The organism is Microbacterium sp., assembly GCF_036566905.1.
Classification (GTDB): Bacteria; Actinomycetota; Actinomycetes; order Actinomycetales; family Microbacteriaceae; genus Microbacterium.
Genome location: NZ_DATCVK010000159.1, coordinates 12007 through 36504, shown reverse-complemented (window position 1 = coordinate 36504; position 24498 = coordinate 12007). Strand labels below are relative to the sequence as shown.

General features: G+C 71.0%; 17 protein-coding genes. 6 read left to right on the top strand and 11 right to left on the bottom strand.

Going from position 1 to position 24498, the window contains the following annotated elements:
* From VIP82_RS12120 to VIP82_RS12105, 4 genes are all read right to left on the bottom strand, one after another.
* The coding region (locus VIP82_RS12120) for a dihydroxyacetone kinase family protein (RefSeq protein WP_331908888.1) at window positions 1-1195 on the bottom strand (1195 nt) is incomplete at its 3' end.
* On the bottom strand, window positions 1192-2610 hold the full coding sequence (locus tag VIP82_RS12115) for an MFS transporter (RefSeq protein WP_331908886.1): 1419 nt from the start codon (window positions 2608-2610) through the stop codon (window positions 1192-1194). The genes VIP82_RS12115 and VIP82_RS12120, both read right to left, overlap by 4 nt.
* A 95-nt stretch (window positions 2611-2705) precedes the next feature.
* Window positions 2706-4391, bottom strand: a complete 1686-nt coding sequence (locus VIP82_RS12110; RefSeq protein ID WP_331908884.1) for a hypothetical protein — start codon at window positions 4389-4391, stop codon at window positions 2706-2708.
* A 67-nt stretch (window positions 4392-4458) separates the two neighbouring features.
* Window positions 4459-5772, bottom strand: coding sequence for an ABC transporter substrate-binding protein (locus VIP82_RS12105; protein ID WP_331908882.1), 1314 nt, complete (start codon window positions 5770-5772; stop codon window positions 4459-4461).
* Window positions 5773-5917: 145 nt separating this feature from the next.
* On the opposite strand from VIP82_RS12105, the gene VIP82_RS12100 reads away from it, so the two are divergent.
* The 4 genes from VIP82_RS12100 (at window position 5918) to VIP82_RS12085 (ending at window position 10538) form a co-directional block, all read left to right on the top strand.
* The gene (locus tag VIP82_RS12100; protein ID WP_331908880.1) at window positions 5918-6655 is read left to right on the top strand and encodes a FadR/GntR family transcriptional regulator; all 738 of its coding nucleotides are present in this window, start codon (window positions 5918-5920) and stop codon (window positions 6653-6655) included.
* Between the two features lie 29 nt (window positions 6656-6684).
* Window positions 6685-7935 carry a D-arabinono-1,4-lactone oxidase gene (locus VIP82_RS12095; protein WP_331908878.1) on the top strand — a complete coding sequence of 417 codons (1251 nt, stop codon included), beginning with the start codon at window positions 6685-6687 and terminating at the stop codon, window positions 7933-7935.
* 102 nt (window positions 7936-8037) lie between these two features.
* A complete protein-coding gene (locus VIP82_RS12090) occupies window positions 8038-9084 on the top strand; it encodes a nucleoside hydrolase (protein ID WP_331908876.1) in 1047 nt (348 codons plus the stop codon).
* A complete protein-coding gene (locus VIP82_RS12085) occupies window positions 9081-10538 on the top strand; it encodes a DUF1593 domain-containing protein (protein WP_331908874.1) in 1458 nt (485 codons plus the stop codon). Before VIP82_RS12090 ends, VIP82_RS12085 begins: the two co-directional genes overlap by 4 nt.
* 18 nt (window positions 10539-10556) lie before the next feature.
* Here VIP82_RS12085 and VIP82_RS12080 read toward each other — a convergent pair whose 3' ends face one another.
* The 7 genes from VIP82_RS12080 to VIP82_RS12050 all read right to left on the bottom strand — a co-directional run bounded on the left by VIP82_RS12080 (window position 10557) and on the right by VIP82_RS12050 (window position 21054).
* Window positions 10557-12071 carry a glycoside hydrolase family 43 protein gene (locus VIP82_RS12080; protein ID WP_331908872.1) on the bottom strand — a complete coding sequence of 505 codons (1515 nt, stop codon included), beginning with the start codon at window positions 12069-12071 and terminating at the stop codon, window positions 10557-10559.
* A 34-nt stretch (window positions 12072-12105) separates the two neighbouring features.
* Entirely contained in the window at window positions 12106-13236 is a 1131-nt protein-coding gene (locus VIP82_RS12075; RefSeq protein WP_331908870.1) for a serine hydrolase domain-containing protein, read from the bottom strand.
* Between the two features lie 31 nt (window positions 13237-13267).
* Window positions 13268-15694: a beta-glucosidase gene (locus VIP82_RS12070; RefSeq protein ID WP_331908868.1), complete on the bottom strand. Its 2427-nt coding sequence runs from the start codon at window positions 15692-15694 to the stop codon at window positions 13268-13270.
* 91 nt (window positions 15695-15785) lie between these two features.
* Complete coding sequence (locus VIP82_RS12065; protein ID WP_331908866.1) at window positions 15786-16649, bottom strand: ATP-binding cassette domain-containing protein; 864 nt, start codon at window positions 16647-16649, stop codon at window positions 15786-15788.
* On the bottom strand, window positions 16646-18523 hold the full coding sequence (locus VIP82_RS12060; protein WP_331908864.1) for a dipeptide/oligopeptide/nickel ABC transporter permease/ATP-binding protein: 1878 nt from the start codon (window positions 18521-18523) through the stop codon (window positions 16646-16648). Before VIP82_RS12060 ends, VIP82_RS12065 begins: the two co-directional genes overlap by 4 nt.
* Window positions 18520-19461 (bottom strand): ABC transporter permease, encoded by a 942-nt coding sequence (locus VIP82_RS12055; protein WP_331908862.1) that lies wholly within the window; start codon window positions 19459-19461, stop codon window positions 18520-18522. Before VIP82_RS12055 ends, VIP82_RS12060 begins: the two co-directional genes overlap by 4 nt.
* A 63-nt stretch (window positions 19462-19524) precedes the next feature.
* Window positions 19525-21054 (bottom strand): ABC transporter substrate-binding protein, encoded by a 1530-nt coding sequence (locus tag VIP82_RS12050; protein ID WP_331908860.1) that lies wholly within the window; start codon window positions 21052-21054, stop codon window positions 19525-19527.
* A gap of 196 nt (window positions 21055-21250) precedes the next feature.
* On the opposite strand from VIP82_RS12050, the gene VIP82_RS12045 reads away from it, so the two are divergent.
* Both VIP82_RS12045 and VIP82_RS12040 read left to right on the top strand, forming a co-directional pair.
* Window positions 21251-22018 (top strand): TetR/AcrR family transcriptional regulator, encoded by a 768-nt coding sequence (locus tag VIP82_RS12045; protein WP_331908858.1) that lies wholly within the window; start codon window positions 21251-21253, stop codon window positions 22016-22018.
* Window positions 22015-24477 carry a glycoside hydrolase family 2 TIM barrel-domain containing protein gene (locus VIP82_RS12040; RefSeq protein ID WP_331908856.1) on the top strand — a complete coding sequence of 821 codons (2463 nt, stop codon included), beginning with the start codon at window positions 22015-22017 and terminating at the stop codon, window positions 24475-24477. The genes VIP82_RS12045 and VIP82_RS12040 overlap by 4 nt, the downstream gene beginning before the upstream one ends.
* Window positions 24478-24498: the final 21 nt, after the last annotated feature.

The window sequence follows — 24498 nt, the reverse complement described above, 5'->3', positions numbered from 1 at the left end:
CGTGGTCGCCGTCGCCGGCGATCGCGTCGAGCCGGCCCAGCTCGTCGACGTGGGCGTCGACGGTGTCGGCGATCGTGCGCACGGCGGCCAGCACGGTGCCGGCGGCGGCACGGGATGCCTCGTCGCCGGGTTCGATGACGTCGGCGACGTCGGCCGCGGCCGCAGCGTCGGACCGCTCCTGGGGAGCGACCGAGCCGCGCCGGTAGGCCGGGGTGTCGACCGCGGTCTCCCACAGCGACTCGAGCGTGTCGTCGAGCCAGAACAGCGTCAGCGACGTGCCGGCCATGTCGAAGCTCGTGCAGTATTCGCCCACGTGCGGGTCGACGATGTCGATGCCGGCATCCGTGAGCAGCTGGGCGATGCGCCGGAAGACGACGAACATCTCCTCGTACTTCAGCGAGCCCAGGCCGTTGAGGATGGGGACGACGCGGGCCCCCCGGACCGCGTCGACCCCATCCGGCACCTCGGCGAGGAGCTTCTCGACGAGCAGTTCCGCCAGGCCGTCGGCCGTGGGGATGCCGGTCTCGTCGATGCCGGGTTCGCCGTGGATGCCGAGCCCGATCGCCATCCGGCCATCGGGAACGGTGAACAGGGGCTCCTCGGCGCCGGGCAGCGTGCAGCCGGTGAACGCGACGCCGAACGACCGCGTGCGCTCGTTGGCGTGCTGCGCGAGCCGCGTGACCTCGGCGAGGTCGGCGCCGTCCGCTGCGGCGGCCCCGGCGATGCGGAACACGGTGAGGTCGCCGGCGATCCCGCGGCGCTTGTGCTTCTCGTCGGGCGTGGCGCTGACGATGTCGTCGGTCACCGTGACCGTCTCGCACGCGATGCCCTCGGTGCGCAGGCGCGACTGCGCCGCGTCGAAGTTGAGCACGTCGCCGGCGTAGTTGCCGTAGGTGAAGAACACGCCGCCGCCGTTGTCGGCGGCCTTCGCCACCGCGTGCACCTGCTGCGTCGACGGCGAGGCGAAGAGGTTGCCCATGGCCGCGCCGTGCGCGAGCCCCGGACCGACGAGCCCGCCGAACGCGGGGTAGTGGCCCGACCCGCCGCCGATCACGACGGCGACCTGTCCTGCCGGCGAGGTCGTGCTGCGCACCACGCCGCCCGGGACGCGTCGGACGTATCGCGCGTTGGCCGCGACGAAGCCGTCGATCATCTCGTCGGCGAAGTCGGCGGGCTCGTTCCAGAGGCGCGTCATCGGGCGTCGCCCTTCGGGTCGGCCGCGGAGCGGAGGGCGTCCGCGTCGACGGCGGCCGCGTCATCCGTCGCCGTCTCGTCGACCGTGACCGGGTTGATGCGGTTGCTGCGGGCGAGCAGGACCATGAGCACGGCAGACACGAGCATGACGAAGCCGACGATGAACATCGGCACCTCGTACCCGCCGGTCCAGTCGTGCACCGCGCCCGTCACGAACGGCGCGGAGAAGCCCGCCAGGTTGCCGATCGTGTTGATGAGCGCGACGCCCGCCGCTGCCGCCGCCCCGGTGAGGAAGCGGGTGGGAAGCGTCCAGAAGTTCGGCAGGGCGGCGAAGATCGCGCACGCCGTGACGGTGATGACCGCGATGGTCGCCGCGGGCGAGCCGGCGAACAATGCGAGCGGGATGCTGATCGCACCCGCGATCGCCGGACCCGCGATGTGCCAGGTCTTGAGGCCCCGCTTGGACGCGTCGCGCGACCAGAAGTACATGACGATCGCGGCCGGCAGGTACGGGATCGCGGTGATGAGGCCCTTCTGCAGCGTGTCGAAGGTCTGGCCCGTCTGCGACTGGAAGCCCTCGATGATCGTCGGCAGGAAGAAGGCGAGCGCGTAGAGGCCGTAGATGAAGCCGAAGTAGATGAACGAGAGCACCCACACGCGACCGCTCTTGAACGCGAAGCGCGCCGAGACGTGGCCGTGCTCCTTCTTCTGCGTCGCCGACGTCTCCTTCTGGAGCGCGTCGGTGAGCCAGACCTGCTCGTCGCGCGTCAGCCACTTCGCATCGGCCGGCTTGTCCTTGAGGTAGAACCACGCGATGACGCCCACGACGATGGCGGGGATCGCCACGCCGAGGAACATGAAGCGCCAGCCCTCGAGCCCGAAGGCGCCGTGCTGCTGGATGAGCCAGCCGGCGAGCGGGGCGCCGATCACGGTGGTGAGGGGCTGCGCCAGGTAGAAGAGCATGAGGATGCGTCCGCGGTACTGCGCGGGCACCCACAGGCTGAGGAAGAGGATCGCGCCGGGGAAGAATCCGGCCTCTGCGACACCGAGCAGGAAGCGCAGCACGACCAGCTGCTCGAAGTTCTGCACCCAGGTGAACAGCAGCGCGACGATGCCCCAGCTGACCATGATGCGCGAGAGCCAGCGGCGGGCGCCGAACTTGTGCAACGCCAGGTTCGAGGGCACCTCGAGCAGGATGTAGCCGATGAAGAAGACGCCCGACGCGAACCCGAACTGAGCGGCGCTGAGAGCGAGGTCCTCGTTCATGCCGTTGGGGGCGGCGAAACCGATCGCGGTGCGGTCGAGGTAGTTGATGAAGAACATCAGCGCCACGAACGGCACGAGGCGCGTCGACACCTTTCGGATCGCGGAGCGCGCGACGGGCGGCGCGTCGGCGACGGTCTGGTTCTGGTCCACGGTGACTCCTGCTCATCGACGGTGATCGAGGTGGTTGACCGCACTATTGTGACAAACCGGTTGACCAATTGCAAGCGAGGATCCGATGCCGCGCGTCAGCCGATCAGTGCCCGCGGGGCGTCCGCGATCTCGAAGTCGAGCGTCTCGCCGCCCGGGCTCGCGGCGCGGATCCGCAGCTCCACCTCGGCGAAGCGCTGGGTCCACACGTCAGCCGCGCCGGCGTGAGCGGCGACCGCCTCCTGCGCATCGGGTTCGTCGAAGGTCTCGTACACGACCCACTTTCCGCGCCCGACGCGCTCGCTCTTCGCGCGTTCCCCGTCGCACAGCCACGCGGCCACGAGCACTGTCGCGCCGGCATCCGCTCGCACCCGGAGCGCCTCCAGCGTCGCGCCGGGCAGGCGGCTGCCGGCGACGACGATCAGGCCGGCATCCGCGAGCTGGTCCGCCCGCACGTGCTCGTCGAAGACGAGCACGCTCCGCGTCGCCTGGAAGAGCCCGTGCAGGCGGGTCTGCGCGGGCGCGCCCGCGTCGAGGGGGAACCGCGAGCGCTCGATCCCGTTGAGCTGATGGCGCGGGAAGTCGTAGCCCGGGATGTGCAGGCAGCTGCCGTGGTCGGGGAGCTGCCCGTGACTGAGCGCGTGCCATGCCGCGAAGACGCTCCGCGCTGCAGCGGGCGCGGTCGCGGCGCGGTTGCCGAACGGGCGCTCGCCGCGCCCGAAGTCGCTGTCGTCGGCGTGCACGAGCGCGACGTCGGCGCGTGCGTCGCGATGGCTCCAGTGGAGCGGATGCCGGGGCACGAAGTTGCGCGCGAACTCCTGCCACACCTCGCCGTGGGCGGTGCGCTCGAACGCGCCCGCGCCGCGGTGGCGGACCAGCACGTCGATGTTCTCGACGAACAGGCGGGTGGGCGCGAACAGGTAGGCGAGCCGCAGGGCCGAGGCGAACTCGGCGGGGGAGTGGCCGGGAAAGCCCGGCGCGCGCGTGAGCCACGGCCCCACGTCGGGGCCCCACAGGTCGGCGCAGATCCAGAGCTCGCGGTCGTACTGCCGTGCCGCACCGAGGGCGGTCCCGAGCTGCAGCGGCTGGAAGGACTCCTTCATGACCTTCGGCGCCGGAGTCATCCCGGCCCGCGCGAGGGTGTGGAACATCACCGGGAACACCTGCTCGGCGAGCACCGGGACTGCGGCGCCACCGGAGCCGGCGACGGCGGCGTCGACATCCCGCACGATGTCGCGCACCGTGGTGTCGATCACGGCGATCGCGTCCTCGGCGCCGAGCCCGTCCGTCTGCCCGAAGTGGGGCAGGTGCGCGTCCGCGCGGTACTGATCGGCGTGGATCTGCAGGTGCTCGGGCTCGTCGTACAGCACGCCGGCCAGGCGGCCCGAGGCGGTGGCATCTCGCAGCAGGTCCGCCGGCAGGTCGTAGCGGTTCGTGCCCTCGACGTAGGGGCCGTTGATGTTGCCGTACTCGTTGCCCAGCACGACGTCGATCCCGGCCTCGTCGAGGTCGCGCAACAGCGCGGCGTGGTCGTGCACGGTCGGGATCACATGGTGCACGTAGAAGTCGGCGCCCAGCTCGCGCAGCGCCGCGACGAAGTCGGCGGAGCTCGGCGCCGGATCCTGGGACGGGATCGGGATGCCGGTGCCCGTGCGCATGATCGCGTCCGAGGCGCCGCCGGCCCAGGGGTCCTGGAAGGCCACGACCGGTCCCTGGATGCCGAGAGAAGGCCGGGGGGCCGGCGAGCCGGAAAGAGGGGCGGGAAGCGGATCGGTCCCGGTCACGGGGGCTCCTCTGCGGTCGGTGACGAGGTGCGGGGCGGGCGAAACGGCCAGCCCCGCACGACCGGCACTACTGGCTGCTGACGACGACGTCCATCTCGGCGAAGAACTGCGCCACGGCCTCGTCCACGGTCATCGTCCCGAAGTTCAGCTCCTCCCCGAGTTCGCGGAACTTCTCGTGCAGCGAGCCGTAGCCGACGATCGGCACCGGCGGCGCGGCGCCCAGACGGTCGGCGATCGATGCCTCGTAGTCCGCGATGGTCTGGCTGAGCTCGTCGAGGTTCGCGGACTCGCGCGCCGTCTCCGACGCGGGGAGGCCTCGGTTGGTGCCGAAGATCTCACCCGACTCCGGCGAGTTGATGAGGAAGTCGATCAGCGTCGCGGCAGCAGCGGGGTGCTCCGAGTTCGACGCGATCGAGTACATCTGCGAGGCCTTGAGGTACAGATCCTTGCCGTCCTCCACCGAGAGCGGGGGAGCGATCAGCTCGATCTCGTAACCCTCGCCCAGGTTCGCGAGGAACCCGGCGCCGGTGTTGTCCCACGTCGCGTCGCTGGCGCTCAGCGCGCTGTCGAACGCCGTCAGCGGCTGCACCTCGGCGATGCGCTGCTGGGGAACGAGCTGGCCGGCGTCGCGCTGCGCGGAGACGGATTCCCAGAACTCCGCGAGCCGCTCCTCGTCGAAGCCGGGCGTGCCGTCCTCGTCGAACAGGTTGTCGCCCTCGGCGCGCAGCTGCAGCTCGAAGTTCTCGATGCGCCCGGTCGGATCCACGCCGCCCCAGACGTCGACGCCCGCGGCCTTCGCGGCGTCGCTGACCTCGGCGATCCAGTCGTAGTAGTCGTCCCACGTGCCGTCGGTGAAAGGCTCGACGCCGAGCTGGTCGAGCAGCGTGGTGTTGAGGAACATGCCCCACGAGTTCGTCGAGAGGGGCACGGCGGTGGTGACGTCGTCCACGACTCCGGCCGACAGCACCTGCGCATCGATCGGGTCGGTCTGGATGATGGTGCCGAGGTAGGGCTCGAGGTCGAGCAGCGACCCGCTCTGCGAGTACTGCCGCAGGTACGCCAGGTCCATGGTCACGACATCGGGCAGCCCCGAGCCGGCCGCCTCGATCTGCCGCTTCTCCCAGTAGTCCGTGGGCGCGAGGAAGATGATGTCGACGTCGATGTTGGGGTGCTGCTCCTCGAAGACCGCGATCGCCTCGTTGTACAACTCGGCGCGCACGTCGTTGCCCCAGAACGTGAAGGTGATCGAGACCTCCTCGTCGGGGTCGAGGGTGGGCTGCGTGCTGGCCGGCGCGCCCGAGGCGCATCCTGTCAATCCCACGAGGGCGGCCAGAGCCACCCCCGCCGTGCCCGCCATGAGCTTCCTGCTCCGGAACTTCATCGTGATCGCCTCTCGTCATCGAGCGTCAGGAAACGTTTTCTCACAAACCCGTGAGAAAGGCGACCATCGTCGCCTGCCGACAGTCTGACAAACCGGTTGACCGAAAGCAATCCCGTGAATGCCGCGACTGCCGTAGGTTGTTCGCATGCCCGCCTATCCCGACGACCGCTCGGCCGAGATCACCGCTGCGCTCGGCGCGCTGCCCAGCGGCACGCCGGTCTCGGAGGTGGCGCGGCGGCTCATGGACCTGTTCACGAGCGGCGATCTCGAGGCCGGGACCCGCCTGCCGCCCGAGCGCCAGCTCGCGTCCACCCTGGGCGTCGGCAGATCCGCGGTGCGCGAGGCCCTCGCTGCGCTGGAGATCCTCGGCATCGTCGACGTGCGACCGGGCTCGGGCACGTATCTGCGCGGCACTGCCAGCGAACTGCTGCCGCAGACGCTGCGCTGGGGTCTGCTCATCGGCAGCAAGAACACCGCGGAGCTGCTCGAGCTGCGCTCGGGGCTCGAGATCTACGTCGCCCGCCTCGCCGCCGGCCGGGCGACGGCATCCGATCTGTCCTCGCTGTCGGGCTCGCTGGCCCGCATGCGCAGCGGTGTCAGCGACCTCAAGTCCTTCGCCCGCGCCGACCTGGACTTCCACAACGCGCTGGCCGCCGCTGCCGGCAACGACACGCTCGTCGACCTGCTGCACGTCGTGCGCTCGCTGCTGCAGGTGTACGCCGATCGCGCGGTGCACGACGACGCCGAGGCGCGCATCGCGATCGACGAGCACGGCACCGTCTTCCGGGCGATCGAGGCGGGGGATGAGGATGCCGCGGCCTCGGCCATGGCGACGCACATGGCGACCGCATCCCAGCGCCTCGCCGCCGAAGCCGCTCCCTGAACCCCGTATCGAGCACTGAAGGAGGCGCCGTGGCGCGCAACTGGGCGGGAACCTACGAGTACTCCGCGCCGCGGATCGTCGACGCGACGTCGGTGGACGACGTGCAGCGGGTGCTCCGCGAGCCGGGGCGCGTCCGACCGCTGGGCACACGCCATTCGTTCACCGACCTGCCCGACACCACCGGCACGCTCGTGGACGTGACCGGCTTCGCCGCCGAGTTCGAGCTCGACGAGGCCGCGCAGGCGGTCACCGTGCCCGCCGGCATCCGCTACGGCGTGCTCGCGGTGTGGCTCGACGACCGCGGCTGGGCGCTGCGCAACATGGGGTCGCTTCCGCACATCAACGTCGGCGGCGCCACGGCGACCGGCACGCACGGGTCGGGCGATGCGAACCCGGTGCTCTCGGCCTCAGTCCGCGCCCTGCGCTATGTGGGTGCCGACGCCGAGCTCCACGAGGTGCACCGCGGAGACGCCGACTTCGATGCGCTCGTCGTCGGCCTCGGTGCGTACGGCATCGTCGTGTCGCTGACGCTGGACATCGAGCCCGCCTTCCGCGTCCGGCAGGACATCTACACCGGAGTCAGCTGGGATGCCGCGCTCGCGCACTACGACGAGCTCACCTCTGCGGGCTACAGCGTGTCGGTGTTCTCGCGGTGGGAGGAGCCGTCGGTCGGCTACGTGTGGATCAAGACGCGCCTCGACGCCGACGACGACGTCGTGCCCGACACGATCTTCGACGGCGTCCGTGCGCTCACCGGCGACTCGCCGCTCGGGGTCGAGGACAACGTCACCGAGCTCGCCGGCGTCCCGGGGCCGTGGATGCTGCGTCTGCCGCACTTCCGCCTCGACGCCCAGCCCTCGTTCGGCGACGAGATCCAGAGCGAGTACTTCGTCGCCCGCGCCGATGCGCCCGCCGCGCTGAACGCGGTGCGGGCCCTGGGCGACGGCATCCGCCCTCACCTCATCTGGACCGAGTTGCGCACCGCCGCCGCCGACGAGCTGTGGCTGAGCCCCGCCTACCGTCGCGACGTCGTGATCATCCACTTCACCTGGTTCAACCACCCCGACGAGGTCGCCGCCGCCCTCGGGCGCATCGAGGCGGCGCTCGAGCCGTTCCACGCCCGGCCGCACTGGGGCAAGCTGCACGGCTTCGACCGTGCCGCCATGGAGCGCGTCCATCCGCGTCTGGCCGACGCGCGCGCGGTGTTCGAGCGACTCGACCCCGACGGCCGCTTTACGAACGCTCACCTCGAGCGGATCGGGGTCCGCGAGCCGCGCTGACCTGTCACATCGGTGCGTCGCACGGGCGTTCGGGATTGGTCAACCGGTGTTACAGTTGCCGACGAGATCGTTCGTGACGCCGCGGCGAAAGGGAAGTCGACGATGACGCAGATTCCGAGCGGGGCCACGCGCCCGACGGACCGCCCCGCGCACACCTGGAGTATCGGCGAGACGCCCTGGCAGCAGATCCCGCCGGTCGGACCGCCGCGTGCGCGCGTCATCATCGACAACGACTTCGCGGGCGACCCCGACGACCTCTACCAGCTCGTGCATCACCTGCTCTCGCCGAGCGTCGACATCCGTCTCGTGGTGGCCTCGCACCTGCGCGCGGACGACCCGTTCGACCCTTCCGGCCGGAGTGCGCAGAACGCCGAGGCGGTGGTCCGCGACGTCTTCTCACGCATGGGACTCACGTCGGCCGAGGTCATCGTCGCGGGGTCTGACGAGCCGCTGCAGGACCGCTCGACCCCCCAGCACGCCGCGGCCGTCGACGCGATCATCGCCGAAGCCCTGCGCGACGACGTCTCGAGCCCCCTGTTCTACGTCGCCGGCGGCGGTCTCACCGACATCGCCTCGGCGTACCTCACCGAGCCGCGCATCGCGGATCGCCTGACGCTCGTCTGGATCGGCGGCGCCGAGCACGAGGGCCTCGCGGTGCCGCCGCCCGACCCCATGCCGATCGAGTACAACCTGCTCATCGACCCGGTCGCCGGGCAGGTCGTGTTCAACGACTCGACGATGCCGCTGTGGCAGGTGCCGCGGGACGTCTACCGGCAGTGCCTGGTGTCGGATGCCGAGCTGCGCGTCCGCGTGGCGGCGGCGGGTCCGCTCGGGCGGTACCTCTACGACGAGGTCGCCTCCGTGTGCGCGATGGTCGCCCCGCACCTGGGCGGCGCGTCGGAGACGTACGCCCTCGGCGACTCCCCGCTGGTGCTGCTCACCGCGCTGCAGTCGGTGTTCGAGCCGGATCCCTCCTCGAGCAGGTACGTCCAGCGGCCGACACCCGCGCTCGGCGACGACGGCGCCTACAGCGATGTCGCCGGCTCCCGCCCGATGCGGGTCTACACCTGGGTCGACACGCGGCTGATGTTCGAGGACATGTATCTGAAGCTCGCCGAGTTCGAGCGGTGGCAGGGGGGCGTTTCATGACCATGACGAGTACCAGGGCGCGGCCACGGACGATCATCACCGCGGATCCCGAGCTCGACGACCTCAACTCGATGATCCGGCTGCTGCTGTACAGCAACGAGCTCGAGATCGAGGGCCTCATCTACGCGAGCAGCCGGTTCCACTGGCGCGGCGACGGGTCGGGCGCGACGTTCTTCCTCCCCGATCGCGAGTACGACGAGCCGCAGACCTCGTGGCGCTGGGCGCCGGGCGAGAGGTTCATCGACGACGCGGTCGACGCATATGCGGAGGTGCACCCGAACCTGGTCGTCCACGACCCCCGTTATCCGAGCCCCGAACGGCTGCGCTCGGTGATCCGCGAGGGCAACGTCGCGTTCGAAGGCGACATGTCGGAGGAGTCGCCCGGTTCGCGGCTCATCGCCGACGCGCTGCTGGACGATCGCCCCGGTCCGCTCTTCCTGCAGCTGTGGGCGGGACCGAGCACCGTCGCCCGCGCCCTGCTGTCCATCGAGGAGCGCTTTCGCGGGTCGGACGACGGGGAGAGGGTCCGCGCCGAGGTCTCGGCGAAGGCGGTGATCACCAAGTTCGCCTCGCAGGACGCCACCTACGACGAGTACATCGCCCAGGCCTGGCCCGGCATCCGCGTGGTCGAGGTCGCCACCCTGGCCTGGGGCTACATGGCGCGCCGCACCGTCCCCGCCGCCGATCACCACCTGCTCGGCGCCGACTGGATGCGCGAGAACGTGACGAGCGTCGGACCCCTCGGCGCGCTGTACCGCGTCTGGGGTGACGGGCGCCAGATGGTGCCGGGCGACGTCACCGACTACTTCCACCTCTCGGGGCGCACGGCCCAGGAGCTCCGCGACCTCGGCTACCAGGTCTGGATGGATCCGCAGCCGGCGGGCGAGTGGATCTCGGAGGGCGACACCACCAACATGCTCAACCTGCTCGTGCCCGGACTGCGCGGCCACGAGCACCCGGCGTTCGGTGGCTGGGGCGGCCTCGCCGTGCGCACCGACGACGGCGACGACACGTGGGCCATCGCAGACTCCGGTTTCGGACGCGGCGGCGACGAGGCGTCCGTCACCCGCTGGTTCGCCGACGCGCAGGCCGACTTCGCCGCGCGGCTGCGCTGGAGCGTCGCCGCCCGGTACGAAGAAGCGAACCACCACGCTCTCGTGCAGATCGAGCAGGGCACCGACCTCGGCGTTCCGGCCGGCGGCGAAGTGTCTCTGACGGCGGCCGTCGACGATCCCGACGGCGACGCCGTGCGGGTGCGCTGGTGGGTCTACCGCGAGGCGGGGACGACGGATGCCGTACTCGAGGCCGCCGAAGGCTCCACGACCGTCGTGCGGGTCCCGGCGGATGCGCGGCCGGGCGACACGATCCACGTCATCGCCGAGGCGTCGGACGACGCCGCCGAGCACCCGCTCAAGGCGTATCAGCGCGTGATCCTCACCGTCACCGCTGCCTAGCGCCGTGCGCGGCATCCGTCAGTCGTCGTCGCCCTCGGCGATCCAGCGGTCGACGGCGACCTCGCCGGCGACGGCATAGACGCCGATGACGCGGCCGGTGAAGGACTCGGCGGTCTCCGACGACAGGAAGCGGCCGTCGACCTCGCCCAGCTCGACGCGCTCGCCGTCGACGGTCGCGCCGAGGTGGAAGACATCGCTCGTGCGCGGGAAGCCCTGCGCCGGCGCGGGCTTGCGCGAGTCGAGGTGGAGCTCGAGCGTGCCGCCGCCGAACGGCGCGCGCCACTCCTGCACGAGCCCGCCGATGCGGGCCCTGCCGACGATCTCGCCGCCGCCCGCTTCGACCTCGACGTGGAAACGCTCGTCGTAGCGCACGGCGAGCCCGCCGACCCCGGCGGTGACGTCCATGGTGACGGTGACGGCATTCGTGAGGTGCTCCTGGCGGCGCCCGACGAAGACAGGTCGCGGGTCGTCGAGCGTCGATCCGTCGGCGCGGAGCGTCAGCCGGCCCGGCCGCGAGGTCAGGTCGGCGTGAGTTGCGGGGAGCGCGCGCACGGCGATCCACTCGCCGTCGAGCTCGCGATCCGGTGAAAACCCGATCTCGACGCGCGTGCCGGGCCGCGGGTTGAGCAGCACGGGGTCGATCGCCGGCCAGCCGTCGGACTGCCAGCGCACGGACGTGACGAACGTCTCGCGTCCGAGAGCGGAGAACGCGCGCGTCATGCTGCGCGGTCGCACGCCCAGCAGCACGCACAGCCAGTCGCCGTCGGGCCCGACGACGAGGTCGCCGTGACCGGTGTTCTGCACCGGGCGCGTGGTTCCTCGTGCCGTGACCAGCGGGTTCTGCGGGGCGGTCTCGAACGGTCCCTCGGGCGAGTCGCCGCGGGCGATCGAGATGCCGTGGCCACGCTCGGTGCCGCCCTCGGCGATCATGAGGTACCAGCGCCCGTCCACCTCGTACAGGTGCGGCGCCTCGGGGAAGCCGCCGCCCGTGCCCGACCACAGCGAACGCGGCTCCTCGAGCGCGAGGTGGTCATCGAGGTCGACCTTCACCTGCTGGATGCCGAGATGCTGCCCGGCCTGCTCTCCGCCGAGCAGGAGGCCCGAGAAGGTGATGTACGCCGTGCCGTCGGCATCCCACGCGATATCGGGGTCGATGCCGTCGACGGAGCCCGATCCGTCGGCCCTGCGGATCAGGTCGCCGTCGCTCCACGGGCCGGCGGCATCCGTCGCGGTGAAATGCAGCATCCCGCGCCCCATCGCGTCGGTGATCACGAGGTGGAAGACGCCGTCGCGGTGCCGGATCGTCGGCGCCCACGCTCCGCCGGCGGTCGGCACCTCCTCGACGGCCAGCTGTCCCGGGCGCGTGGCGACGTGCCCGACCAGCTCCCACGTCTCGAAGTCGGTGGAGCGGTGGATCGGGATGCCCGGCAGGTACTCGAACGTCGAGGTGGCGAGGTAGTAGACGCCGTCGACCGCGACGACGCTGGGGTCGGGGTGGAAGCCGTTGAGGAGGGGGTTGTACAGCGTGGTCACGGGGTGCTCCGGGTTCGGAAGGACGGGGACGGGCTCAGGACGAGAGCAGGATGCCGAGCTCCCGGGCGAGCGCGACGGCGCGGGGGTCCGCGCCACCCGGCCACGCGCCCCGCGCGATGGTCCAGGCGAAGGCGAGGCCGGTGTCGGGGTCGACGCAGGCGAGCGCGCCCATCGCCCCGTCATGGCCGAAGGCGCGCGGCCCGCCGAAGGGGACCGTCGCCGTCGACTTCTGGAAGATGATCGCGTGCGCGCGGTCGGGCAGGCCCAGCACCTCGTCGAAGCCGTGCACCTGCTGCTGTCCGATCTGCGCCACGGTGTCGGCCGAGAGGAACGGGGCCGCGCCCTCCACACCGGTCGTCGCGGCGGCGAAGAGGCGGGCGAGACCGCGCGCGGTGCCGGTGCCCGAACCCGCCGGATGGCCGTATCGCCAGCTCGCCTCCTCGTTGGCGAGATCGACGGGAGGGCCGGGGGTGATCCAGGTGTACAGGCCGAGTGCGGTCGGCTGCATCTCGGTCTTGTCGGCGACCGGCCGGATCATCGGAAGTAGCGGAACCCGCCGCGCCTCGTGCGCCGGCGGAAGGCCCAGATAGAAGTCGATGCCGTGCGGTGCGCGGATCTCCTGCTCGTAGAACTCGTGCAGCGTGCGGCCGGTGACGCGGTACACGAGCTCCGAGCCGAGGTTGCCGATCGTCACGGCGTGGTAGCCGAACGCGCTCCCCGGCTGCCAGAACGCCCACGTCGCGGCGAGCCTGTCAGCGGCGGCGTGGTCGTCGAGCAGCTCCGCCCACGTCAGCGGCGGCGTCGCCTGCGGAAGACCCGCCTGGTGCGAGAGCAGCTGCCGCACCGTGACGCGGTCCTTGCCCTTCGCGGCGAACTGCGGCCAGTAGTGCGCGACGCGCTCATCGAGATCCAGCTCGCCCCGCTCGACCAGGAGGCCGATGGACAGCCCGATCGTGTTCTTCGTGACGGAGTACGGCACCGTGACCGAGTCCTCGGCCAGGTGCGGCCCGCCCCATGCGTCGAGGACAGGGTCACCCTGGTGGAACGCCGCGACCTGGAACGACAGGTCAGGGTCGGCGGCGAGGAAGCCGTCGAGGCGTGCCACGATCTCGTTCAGGCGCTCGTCGGCGCGTCCCTGCAGGTTCTCGGTGGTGACGTCGTTCATCGAGGTCCTCTCGTCGGCGAAGGTCCGGCCGCTACTGCGCGGCCGTCCAGTTCACGGTAAGCGGGAGATCGGCGACCGAGGCGCCAGCGCGCAGCGTGTAGTCGCCCGGCTCGACGACCCACTCGCCGGCCCAGTGCGCGAGGCGTCGCGACGGCACGGGGATCGCGGCGGTCACGGTCTCGCCGGGCGCGGCGTGCACCGTCGCGAATCCCACGAGCCAGCGCGCGGGGCGCTCGACCGCGGAGTCGGCGCGCTCGGCGTAGACCTGCACCACCTGCTTGCCGGCGCGGTCGCCGGTGTTCGCGAGCGTCACCTCGACGACGTCGCCCACGCGCTGCGCGGTACCCCACGACCACGACGTGTAGCCGAGGCCGTGGCCGAACGGGAACGCCGGCTCGGCATCCGCCTTGAGCCACGCGCGGTAGCCGATGTGCAGTCCCTCGCGGTAGTCGAGGCGTCCATCGGTGGGCACCACCTCGGTGACCGGGACGTCCGCGAGGGCAGCCGGCCACGTGGTGGGCAGGCGCCCGCCGGGCTCGGCGGCGCCGGTCAGCACGTCAGCGACGGCATGGCCGAACTCCTGCCCGCCGAAGTAGCCCTGCACGATCGCGGCGACGTCGCCGGCCCACGGCAGGACGACCGGCGAGCCGGCGTTGACGACGACGACCGTCGGGGTCCCGGTCGCGGCGACCGCGCGCACCAGGTCGTCCTGGTGGCCGGGCAGATCGAGGCTGGTGCGGTCGTAGCCCTCCGACTCGACCTTGGCGTTGGTGCCCACGACGACGATCGCGACATCGGATGCCGCGGCCTCCGCCACCGCGCGGGCGATGAGCTCCGCGGGATCGGTGCGTTCGGGGGCGATGCCGAGCGTCGCGCTCAGAGCACCCGACAGCGCACCGGCGGCGGCGCGGGTGAACTCCACGCGCACGGCGGTCTCGCGGCCGGCCTCGACGGCCACCGTCGCGGTGATCGACGGCGGGTTCAGGAACGCGGCGCCGAGGTCGGAGCCCTCGATCACGGGCGCGTCGTCGAGCACGAGGCGCTCGTCCACGAACAGCCGGCCCGGGTTCGCGCCGGCGAAGCCGAGCTCGATCTCGCCGGTCTCGACGGGCGTGTACAGCGTCTCGAACACCACCGTCGCGCTCGCCGCGATGGGCGCGTCGCCGCCGAACCAGACCAGGGCGGTCGAGCGGCGGTTCTCGGCGAAGAGCTCGGTACCGTCGGCGTCGAAGAACGCGACGCGCATGCCCGCCTCGCCCGTCGCCGGGTTGCGCAGCTGCGCGAGCGGGATCTCGGCGACGCCCTCCTGCACGACGGCGCCGATCTCGTACCGCACGTCGGCGCCCGGCACCGCGGCGCGGATCGCGTCGAGCGGCGAGACGACGGCCTCGGGGATCACCGTGGCGCTGCCGCCGCCCTGCGTCCGGGCCTCGCGCGCGTTCTGGCCGATGACGGCGACGCGACCGAGGGCTGCGGCATCCACGGGAAGAACGCCCTGGTTGTGCAGCAGCACAGTGCCCTCGATCGCTGCGGCGCGTGCGAAGGCAGGCCCGTCGAGCGGCGCGGGCTCCACGGGGGCGGCATCTCCGAGCGCGCCGACCCGCTCCGCGAGCAGCAGCAGACGCAGCACCTTGCGGTCGAGGTCGGCCTCGTTCAGGCGCCCGTCGCGGATCGCCGCGACGAGCTCGGCCCACGCGGGGGCGGGACCGGGCATCGCGAGGTCCTGCGCGGCCGGCACCGCGTCGAGCGAGCGCACGGCGGTCCAGTCGCTGATCACGACGCCGTCGAAGCCCCACTCGGAGTTGAGCGGCGTCTCGAGCAGGTCGTTCTCGGTCATCGTCACGCCGCCCACCGCGTTGTAGGCGCTCATGAGGGTCCAGGCGCCGGCCTCGACGGCGCGTTCGAACGGCACGAGGTAGAGCTCGCGCAGTGCCCGCTCGTCGACGCGGACGTCGACGGTGAAGCGATCGGTCTCGGAGTCGTTGGCGACGTAGTGCTTGGGCGTGGCCGCGACCCCGTTGTCCTGCAGGCCCCGCACGTACGCGGCGGCGAGTTCGGCGCTCAGCTCCGGGTCTTCGCTGAAGCACTCGAAGTGGCGGCCGCCGAGCGGCGAGCGATGGAGGTTGATCGTCGGGCCGAGCACGACGTCGACGCCCTTGCGCCGGGCTTCGGATGCCGCGGCCGCCCCGTACCGGTACGCCAGCTCGACGTCCCACGACGCGGCCAGCGCCGACCCCGACGGCAGGTTGAGCGACGGCTCGCGCTCGTCCCAGCGGGGACCGCGGACGCCCGCCGGACCGTCCGACAGCGTCATCGCGCGCAGCCCGATCTCGGGAAGCGGGACGGTGGTCCAGAAGTCGGCGCCCTGCACGAGTGCCGCCTTCTGCTCGAGGGTCAGGCGCTCGAGCAGCGGTACGAGGTGGCGCACCGTGTCGGGGTGCGTGGCGATGTCGGTCATCGGGAGAGGTTCTTTCTCAGAGGAGGGTCAAGAGGACGGATGCCGCAGCCCGCCACCCACGGGCCGGGCCGGGCTGCGGCATCCGAGTCGGTCAGACGGCGCCGGCGGCCGCCTCGGAGGCGAGCAGGGCGCGCCGCGCGATGCGACGCTCCTCCTGCTTGTCAGGGTCGGGGACCGGCGCGGCCATGAACAGGCGCTGCGTGTACGGGTGCTCGGGCTGCGAGGTGACGCGCTCGCCGTCGCCCGACTCGACGATCTCGCCGCGGTACATCACGGCGACCCGGTGGCTGATGTGGCGCACCACCGCGAGGTCGTGCGTCACGAACAGGTAGGCGACGCCGGTGCGGTCCTGGATGTCGATGAACAGGTCCAGCACGCGCGCCTGGGTCGACAGGTCCAGCGCCGAGACCGGCTCGTCGCACACGATGAGGCGCGGCCGCAGGGCGAGAGCCCGGGCGATCGCGACGCGCTGGCGCTGGCCGCCGGAGAACTCGCGCGGCAGGCGCCCGCGGGCGTCGGCAGGGAGGCCGACCTGGTCGAGCAGGTCGTGCACACGGGTCTTCGCCTCCTTGCCGGCGACGCCGGCCGCCGTCAGCGGCTCGGTGAGGATCTGCTCGATCGTCATCGACGGGTTCAGCGACGAGTAGGGGTCCTGGAAGACCACCTGGATCTCGGAGCTGAGCGCGCGGCGCTCCTGCCGCTTCAGGTGAGCGATCTCCTTGCCCTCGTAGCGGATCGAGCCCTCGGTGACGGGTGCGAGGCCGAGCGCGGCCCGGCCCAGCGTGGTCTTGCCCGATCCCGACTCGCCGACCAGCCCCACGGTCTCGCCCGGCAGGATGTCGAGCGAGACGCCCTTGAGCGCCCGGAACGGCTGGGCCCGGAAGCCCTTGCCCGGGTACTCGACGACGAGGTCCTTGATGTCGAGCAGCGGCGTCTGCGGCGCAGGAGTGCTCATGCCCGTGCTCCCTTCTCGGTGGACGGAACAGTGACGAGCGGGCCTCGGGCGGGACCCTCGTCGAGGATCGCGTCCAGCAGCGCCCGCGTGTACGGGTGCTGCGCGTCGTTGAAGATCGCGCGCACGGGTCCCTGCTCGACGAACAGGCCACTCTGCATGACCGTGACGCGGTCGCAGAGGTCGGCGACGACGCCGAAGTTGTGCGTCACGAGCAGCATGGCCATGTGCCGCTCGGCCTGCAGGTCACGCAACAGCTCGAGCACCTCGGCCTGCACGGTCACGTCGAGAGCCGTGGTCGGCTCGTCGGCGATGATCAGGTCGGGGTCGGTCGAGACCGCACCGGCGATGAGCACGCGCTGCGCCATGCCGCCCGAGACCTCGAACGGGTATGCGTCGAACGTGCGCTTCGGGTTCGGGATGCCGACCCGCGCCAGCAGCTCGAGCGAGCGGTCGGTGGCGGCCTTCTTCGAGAGCCCGAGGTTCTTTCGCAGCGGCTCGACCAGCTGGCTGCCGATCGTGAACGCGGGGTCGAGGTTCGACATCGGCTCCTGCGGGATGTAGCCGATGCGCTGGCCGCGGACGCCGGCATACGCGCGCTCGTCGCCGTCGGCGAGTTCGGTGCCCTCGTACAGGATCGAGCCGGCGGTCACGTGACCGCCCCGGGGGAGCAGGCCAAGCACGGCGAACGCGGTCTGCGTCTTGCCCGAGCCCGACTCGCCGATCAGACCGTGCACCTCCCCCTTGCGGATGTCGAGCGAGACGCCGTGGACGACCTCGATGTGCGAACCGTCCGGCTGGTCGTAGCCGACGCGGAGATCGCGCACCTCCAGCACCTTCTCGCTCGCCTTGCTGCGCACGTCGTCCTGGTGGACGATGACGCCGGAGCTCTCGAAGATCGGCGGCTCATCGAGGTCGACGACGTCCCCGCCGCCGGTCGAGAGCGAGGTGGTGACGGCGGCGATGGACCCGGTCGCGGTCGCGACGGCGCGGCGGCGCTTGCGCCGGACCGATACCGTGCGCTCGAGCTCGTCGCGCATCACGTTGGCCAGCAGCGTCAGCGCGATGCACGTGAGCCCGATCGCGAGCGACGGCCAGAGCATCAGGATGGGCTCCTTGTAGATGTTCTTGAACCCGTCGTTGAGCATCTGGCCCCAGGTGGGGACTCCGATGTCGCCGAGGCCCAGGAACTCCAGTCCGGACTGGATCGCGATGGCGATGCCCGCGATGATCGCGCCCTGGATGATGATGGGCGCTCGCACGACCGACAGCACGTGCCGACCGATGATGCGGGTGTCGCTGAGCCCCGAGACGCGTGCGGCGTCGACGTACAGCTCCGAGCGCACGGCGGTGACGGAGGCGTACACGAGGCGGTAGAACGCCGGGGCGAGCAGGATGCCGAAGATGAACATCGAGATCCACACCGACGGGCCCAGCACCGCCCGGGCCGCCAGCAGCACGACGATGCCGGGAAGCGCCATGTTCAGCTCGGTCACCCACGTCGCCGTGCTGTTGAACCAGCCCTGGTAGTAGCCCGCGATGAGGCCGCTGGTGACGCCGAGGACGACGGCGACGACGAGGGCGAGGAGCGCTGCCGTGACGCTGATCTGCGTCGCCACCAGCAGCCGCGACAGCACGTCGCGGCCACTGCCGTCGGTGCCGAGGATGTGCTCGGCACTGGGCGGCGCCAGCACGTTGCGGATGTCGGCGTAGTTGGGGTCCTGCGGGGCGATCCACGGTCCGATGACCGCGATGACCGCCACGAACGCGAGGAAGAGGAGCGAGGCGAGCCCCAGAGGCCGCCGCACGAGGCGTCGCCAGAGCGCCACGCGCACCGGCGCGACGGGGACGTCGAGGGGAACGTCGACAGCGGTCATGACAGTCGCACCTTCGGGTTCAGCGCCGCTTGGGCGAGGTCGATGAGGAGGTTGACGACGACGACGATGATCGCGAAGACGATCACCAGGGCCATGACGACGGGGATGTCGCCGAGCGTCGTCGCCCGCACGGTGAGCTGGCCCATGCCGGGGATGGCGAAGACCTGCTCCACGATCACCGCGCCGCCGAGAAGGCCGATGAACTGCACGGCCAGCACCGCGAGGGCGGGTCCGCCGGCGTTGCGGAGCACGTGACGGTAGACCACCGAGTTGGTGCTCAGCCCGCGGGAGCGGAGCGTCCGCACGTAGTCGCGCGACATGGCGTCGATGACCGAGCCGCGCACCTGCTGGGTGACCGTCGCGATCGCGCCGATCGAGAGGGCGATGATCGGCAGCGTGACCGATGACAGCCAGCCCGGCACCGAGGTGGTGAGCGGGACGTACCCCGTCGCCTTGAACCAGCCGAGGTTGATCGCGAAGATCAGCACCAGGAAGAGGGCGATGAGGAAGCCGGGGATCGCGAAGCCGATGAGCGAGAACACCTGGACGGTGCCGTCGACGGCACCGCCGCGGCGGGCGGCGAGGACCCCGACGACGACGGAGATGATCGCCGAGATCACCGTCGCGCCGATGACGATCGACAGTGTCACGGCGACGCGGTTGGTGACGCTCGTCGTGACCAGCTCTCCGTTGAACCAGCTGCGGCCGAGATCACCGGTGAACGCCGACGTCAGCCAGTCGAAGTACTGGGTCAGAAGCGGCCGGTTGAGGCCGAGCTCCTCGGCCTTCTTGGCGACGGTCTCGGCGGTCGCGTTCTCCCCGAGGATGCGGCGGGGGATGTCGCCTCCGGCCGCGTAGAGGAGGACGAACGCGAGGAAGGAGATCACCGCGATGAGGATGACGCCGGACAGCAGGCGTCTGAAGATGAATGCAAGCATGTCTGTCGCTTCCCGTGGGTGGTGTCGCCCCGCCCGCGCGCGACGCGCGGGCGGGGCGAGGACTCAGTTCTTCGGCGAGAATCCGAAGATCGAGGGGTAGGCGTTCGACGGCCAGAACTCGAGGTCCGTGTTCGCGTCGACCGCGTAGGTGCCCTGCACCCGGAAGAACGGGGCGAACCAGGCGTTCTCGACGATCCAGGCGTTCAGATCCTTCGTCGCCTGGTCGGCCTCCTCCTGCGTGCCGTTCTGGATGGTGCTGATGTACTCGTCCACCTGCGGGTCCTGCGAGTGGAACGGGTTGAAGGTCGCGTCGGGCGCGATCATGAAGTTGATCAGCTGCCAGTCGGGGTTCTGCTCCAGCGCCATCCACGTCGCCGGGTACTTCGGCGCGAGCATGTCGGTGATGAAGTTGCCGGTGCCGGGGTCGGTGAAGTTCACCGTGATCCCGATGTCGGCGAGCTGCTGCGCGACGAGGTCGAACGTGGTCTGGAAGGCGGGGGTCGACATCATGTTGAGCGTGAAGCCGTCCGGGTATCCGGCTTCGGCGAGAAGGTCCTTGGCACCGTCGGGGTCGTACTCGTACGTGCTGTCGAGCGCCTCGTCGTAGCCGACCGACGTCGTCGGGAAGACCTGCTCGGTCACCGTGCCGTAGCCCGCCTGCAGCGCCTCGAGGAGCGCCTCGCGGTCGAACGCCATGTTGATCGCCTTGCGGACGTTGACGTCGGCCAGCTCGGGCGCCATCGTGCCGGCCCGGTCGAACAGCAGGAGGCCCTGGAAGTCGAGCTCGTTGGCCTCGATGGTCCAGCCCGATGCCTCGATCTCGGGGATCGTGTCGTTGTTCACGATCTTCGCGCCGTTGGCCTCGCCCGCCTTGAGGGCGTTCAGGGTGGCGGTGGGGTCTTCGATGACGTTGATCGTCAGGTTGTCGTACTTGACCACATCCGGGTTCCAGTAGTCGGGGTTGGCCGTGTAGACGTACGTGGTGCCGGTGACGCTGGCGGCGGTGTCGAGCACGTAGGGGCCGGAGCCGATCGGCTCGGTCGCCGAGTCGGGGTCGTCGAACGTCGAGGGCGCCTGGATCAGTCCCGGTGCGATCGACAGCAGGTTGACCAGCGACGGGTCGGGCGCGGGCTGGGTGATCGTCACGGTGGTGGCGTCGCTCGCGGCGAACTCCTTGCCGGCGAGCGTCGCTGCCTGCGGCGCGGTGCCGTCGCGGAAGCGCTCGAGACTTCCGACCACGGCCTCGGCATCGAGCGGAGTGCCGTCGGTGAACTCGACGTCGTCGCGGAGCGTCAGCGTGAGCACCGTGTTGTCTTCGTTGTACTCCCAGTCGGTGGCGAGCCAGGGCTCGATCTCACCCTCGCCGTTCTTCTGCAGCAGCGTGTCGAACACCGCCTGGAAGAACGGGCTGCGGTTGCCGTACTCGGCGCCCTGACCGATGTCGTAGCTCGTCGGGCCGATGATGGCGGTGAGGGTGAGCCGGTCGGCTCGGCCGGAATCGCTCGTGCCGGAGTCGTCCCCGCCACCGGCGCAGCCGGTGAGGGCGATCGCGGCGATCGCGATGGTGGCTGCTGTGGCCTTCCAACGGAACATCCTTGGTCCCTTCATCTGTGGCGATGCCCCTGCGGATCGCCTACTGCCGGGAGACGCTAACAGCAATATCGAGCGAGCGCTAGGTTTTTGGCACAAAAAGCTAGCGGGTACTAGGAATTCGTAATACAACGGAGGGGAAGGACCCCGGCGGGCACCGATGGAGGCGCGCGAGACGACCCGGGGATACGGTGAGACGATGACCGAGACGACCTCCGCCGCGAAGCGCGAGGGGACCGCTCCCACGAGGATGCGCAAGCCCCGCGGCGAGTATGCGAAATCCGCCGCGACCCGCACGGCGATCCTGGACGCGGCCCTCGAGGTGTTCGCCGAGTCCGGCTACCGCGCCGGCTCGCTGCGGGAGGTGGCTGAACGCGTCGGCATGAGCGAAGCGGGGCTGCTGCACCACTTCCGGAGCAAGAGCGCGCTGCTGATGGCCGTGCTCGATCACCGCGATGCGCTGGCACGCGCGCTCGTCGACTTCGATCTGCCCGACGGCATCGAGGCCCTCCGCGGCCTGGTCAAGCTCGCCGAGCACAACGCGTCGATCCCGGGGGTCGTCGAGCTGTACTGCACACTGTCCGCCGAGGCGACGTCGCCGGCGCACCCGGCGCACGCCTACTTCGTGAACCGCTACGAGTCCGTGCGCGAGAGTGTCAGCGCGTCATTCGCGCGCGTCGCCGAAGCGGGTCGCCTCAACCCGGGCGTCGACCCGGGCCGCGCCGCTGTCGCCACCATCGCCCTCATGGACGGGCTCCAGGTGCAGTGGCTGCTCGATCCCGGGTCCACCGACATGGCGGAGGCGCTCGCCGAGGCGTTCCGCAGCATGATCATCGGCTACGACCTCGCCGGCCTCGAGCAGGTGCTCGACGCCCGGTCGGCGGATGCGGCATCCCTCGACGCCGTCGAGACCAGCGGTGCCGTCATCCCGGCGACCGGCGCAGCGGCCGAGGGAGCAGAGGCGTGATCCGCGAGCCCTTCCTCAACGGCTGGACGGTCGGCCCCAAGCTCGGAGCCTTCGAAGCGCCGACTCCCGAGTCGGCGCCCCGCACGGTGCGCCTGCCGCACGACGCGGTCCGCGACCTGCTCCGCTCCGCCGACAGCGATCAGGGCGTGCACACGGGCTACGTTCCCGGCGGAGTGTTCGAGTACGCCAAGACGTTCGACGTGCCGGTCGCGTGGCGCGACAAGACCGTGCGACTCGAGTTCGAGGGCGTGTACCGCGACGCCGTCGTCTTCCTCAACGGTGACGCGGTCGTGCAGGAGCCCAACGGGTACAACGCGTTCGAGGCCGTGCTCGACCCCTACCTGCGGTACGGGCAGCCCAACCGGATCACCGTCGAGGCTCGCGCGCACCGCGACAGCCGGTGGTATTCCGGAGCCGGCATCTATCGGCCGGTGCACCTCGTGGTCGCCGATCCGCTGCACATCCCGCTCGACGGCACGCGGGTGACGACGCCCGACATCGACGCCGCCCGGGCGATCGCGAGCATCGCGACGACGGTCCGCAACGGCTCCCGGCACACCCGCACGCTGCGCCTCACGTGGGCGGTGTCGGCGCCGGACGGCTCCGACGTCGCGTCGGGCACGGCGCCGGTGACGGTGCTCCCGGGCTCCGACGCCGTGGCGCGGGTGCGCCTCGCCGTCGACCACCCGGCGCTCTGGAGCGACACGACGCCGTCGCTCTATCGCGTGCGGACGACCCTGGCCGAGGAGGACGGACGCGTGATCGACACGGATGCCACGACCTTCGGCATCCGTCGTCTGCAGGTCGACGCGCGGCGCGGACTTCGGATCAACGGCGAGACCGTGAAGCTGCGGGGGGCGTGCGTGCACCACGACAGCGGGCCGCTCGGGGCGGCGACTTTCGCCGACGCCGAGGACCGACGGGTGCGGCTGCTGAAGGCGGCGGGATTCAACGCGCTGAGGAGCGCCCACAATCCCATGAGCCGCGCGATGCTCGACGCGTGCGACCGGCACGGCATGCTCGTGATGGACGAGCTGACCGACACCTGGACCCGCTCGAAGGTCGCCTTCGACGCGGCTCCGGGCTTCGCCGCACGGTGGCGTCACGACGTCGACGCCCTCGTCGCCAAGGACCTCAACCACCCGAGCGTCATCATGTACTCGATCGGGAATGAGATCCTCGAGCTCGCGACGCCGGCCGGATCCGCGTGGAGCCGGCGCCTGGCCGAGGCGATCCGCGACCTGGACGACACCCGCCTGGTGACGAACGGCATCAACGGCATCATCGCGAATCTCGACCGCATGGCGACGGATGCCGCGCCCGGCGATGCGGGCGGCGCCGACGCCTCCGACCCGAACACGATGATGGCGGCGATGGGCGACATGATGGCCGCGGCCAATGCGTCGGAACTCGTGACGCAGTCGACCGAGGAATCGGCGTCGGTGCTCGACGTCGTGGGTTTCAACTACGCCGAGTCGCGCTACGAGCTCGATCGGGGGCTGTTCCCGAACCGCGTCATCGTGGGTTCCGAGACCTTCCCGTCGCGCATCGAGAAGATGTGGGAGCTCGTCGGGCGCCTCGACCATGTCATCGGCGACTTCACGTGGACCGGCTGGGACTACCTCGGCGAGGCCGGCATCGGCCGCGTCGACTACACCGACGAGCCGGGCTACGAGCCGACCGGCACGGCGGGCCCGTACCCGCACCTGCTCGCCGGCTGCGGCGACATCGACATCACCGGGCGCCGCCGCCCGGTGTCGTACTACCGCGAGATCGTGTTCGGGCTGCGGACCGAGCCGTATCTGACGGTGCATCCACCGCGACATCATGGCCGCCCGACCGCGACGACGCCGTGGTCGTGGGACGACTCGATCTCGTCGTGGACGTGGGATGCCGAGCCCGGCGCCCCCGTCACGGTCGACGTCTATGCGCCCGCCGAGGAGGTCGAGCTGCTCCGCGACGGCGTTTCGCTCGGCGTGGCGACGGTCGGGGTCGAGAAGGCGTTCCGCGCACGGTTCGAGACCGAGTACCGGCCCGGCGAGCTCGTCGCGATCGCCCGCAGCCGGGGTCGGGAGATCGGTCGTACGGCGCTGCGCACCGCAGGAGAGCCCGGGCTCACGGCATCCGCCGAGCAGTCCGAGATCACCGCCGTGGGGCTCGGCTTCGTTGCGATCACGCTGGCCGATGCGGACGGCGTGGTCGCCTCGGACGCCGACCGTCTGGTGACGGTGACGGTGACGGTCGAGGGCGATGCCGAGCTCGTGGGGCTCGGCACCGGCCGCATCCGCACCGAGGAGTCCTTCGCCGGTCCGTCCGTCACGACCTTCGAGGGCCGCGCGCTCGCGATCGTGCGGCCGACGGGTGCCGGAGGGGCGACGGTGACGGTGACCGCAGACGGCCTCGCCCCGGCAGTCGTGCCCCTCACGATCGTGCCCGCCGCCGTTCAGGCGCCGGCCTGAACATTCCCAGCCCTCAACGAA

What these genes read in the sequence shown, in the direction of transcription:
- VIP82_RS12105 (WP_331908882.1), bottom strand. Translation starts at nt 5,772, where the DNA reads ATGAAGTTCCGGAGCAGGAAGCTCATGGCGGGCACGGCGGGGGTGGCT.
- VIP82_RS12100 (WP_331908880.1), top strand. Translation starts at nt 5,918, where the DNA reads ATGCCCGCCTATCCCGACGACCGCTCGGCCGAGATCACCGCTGCGCTC.
- VIP82_RS12090 (WP_331908876.1), top strand. Translation starts at nt 8,038, where the DNA reads ATGACGCAGATTCCGAGCGGGGCCACGCGCCCGACGGACCGCCCCGCG.
- VIP82_RS12085 (WP_331908874.1), top strand. Translation starts at nt 9,081, where the DNA reads ATGACCATGACGAGTACCAGGGCGCGGCCACGGACGATCATCACCGCG.
- VIP82_RS12075 (WP_331908870.1), bottom strand. Translation starts at nt 13,236, where the DNA reads ATGAACGACGTCACCACCGAGAACCTGCAGGGACGCGCCGACGAGCGC.
- VIP82_RS12070 (WP_331908868.1), bottom strand. Translation starts at nt 15,694, where the DNA reads ATGACCGACATCGCCACGCACCCCGACACGGTGCGCCACCTCGTACCG.
- VIP82_RS12065 (WP_331908866.1), bottom strand. Translation starts at nt 16,649, where the DNA reads ATGAGCACTCCTGCGCCGCAGACGCCGCTGCTCGACATCAAGGACCTC.
- VIP82_RS12060 (WP_331908864.1), bottom strand. Translation starts at nt 18,523, where the DNA reads ATGACCGCTGTCGACGTTCCCCTCGACGTCCCCGTCGCGCCGGTGCGC.
- VIP82_RS12055 (WP_331908862.1), bottom strand. Translation starts at nt 19,461, where the DNA reads ATGCTTGCATTCATCTTCAGACGCCTGCTGTCCGGCGTCATCCTCATC.
- VIP82_RS12050 (WP_331908860.1), bottom strand. Translation starts at nt 21,054, where the DNA reads ATGTTCCGTTGGAAGGCCACAGCAGCCACCATCGCGATCGCCGCGATC.
- VIP82_RS12045 (WP_331908858.1), top strand. Translation starts at nt 21,251, where the DNA reads ATGACCGAGACGACCTCCGCCGCGAAGCGCGAGGGGACCGCTCCCACG.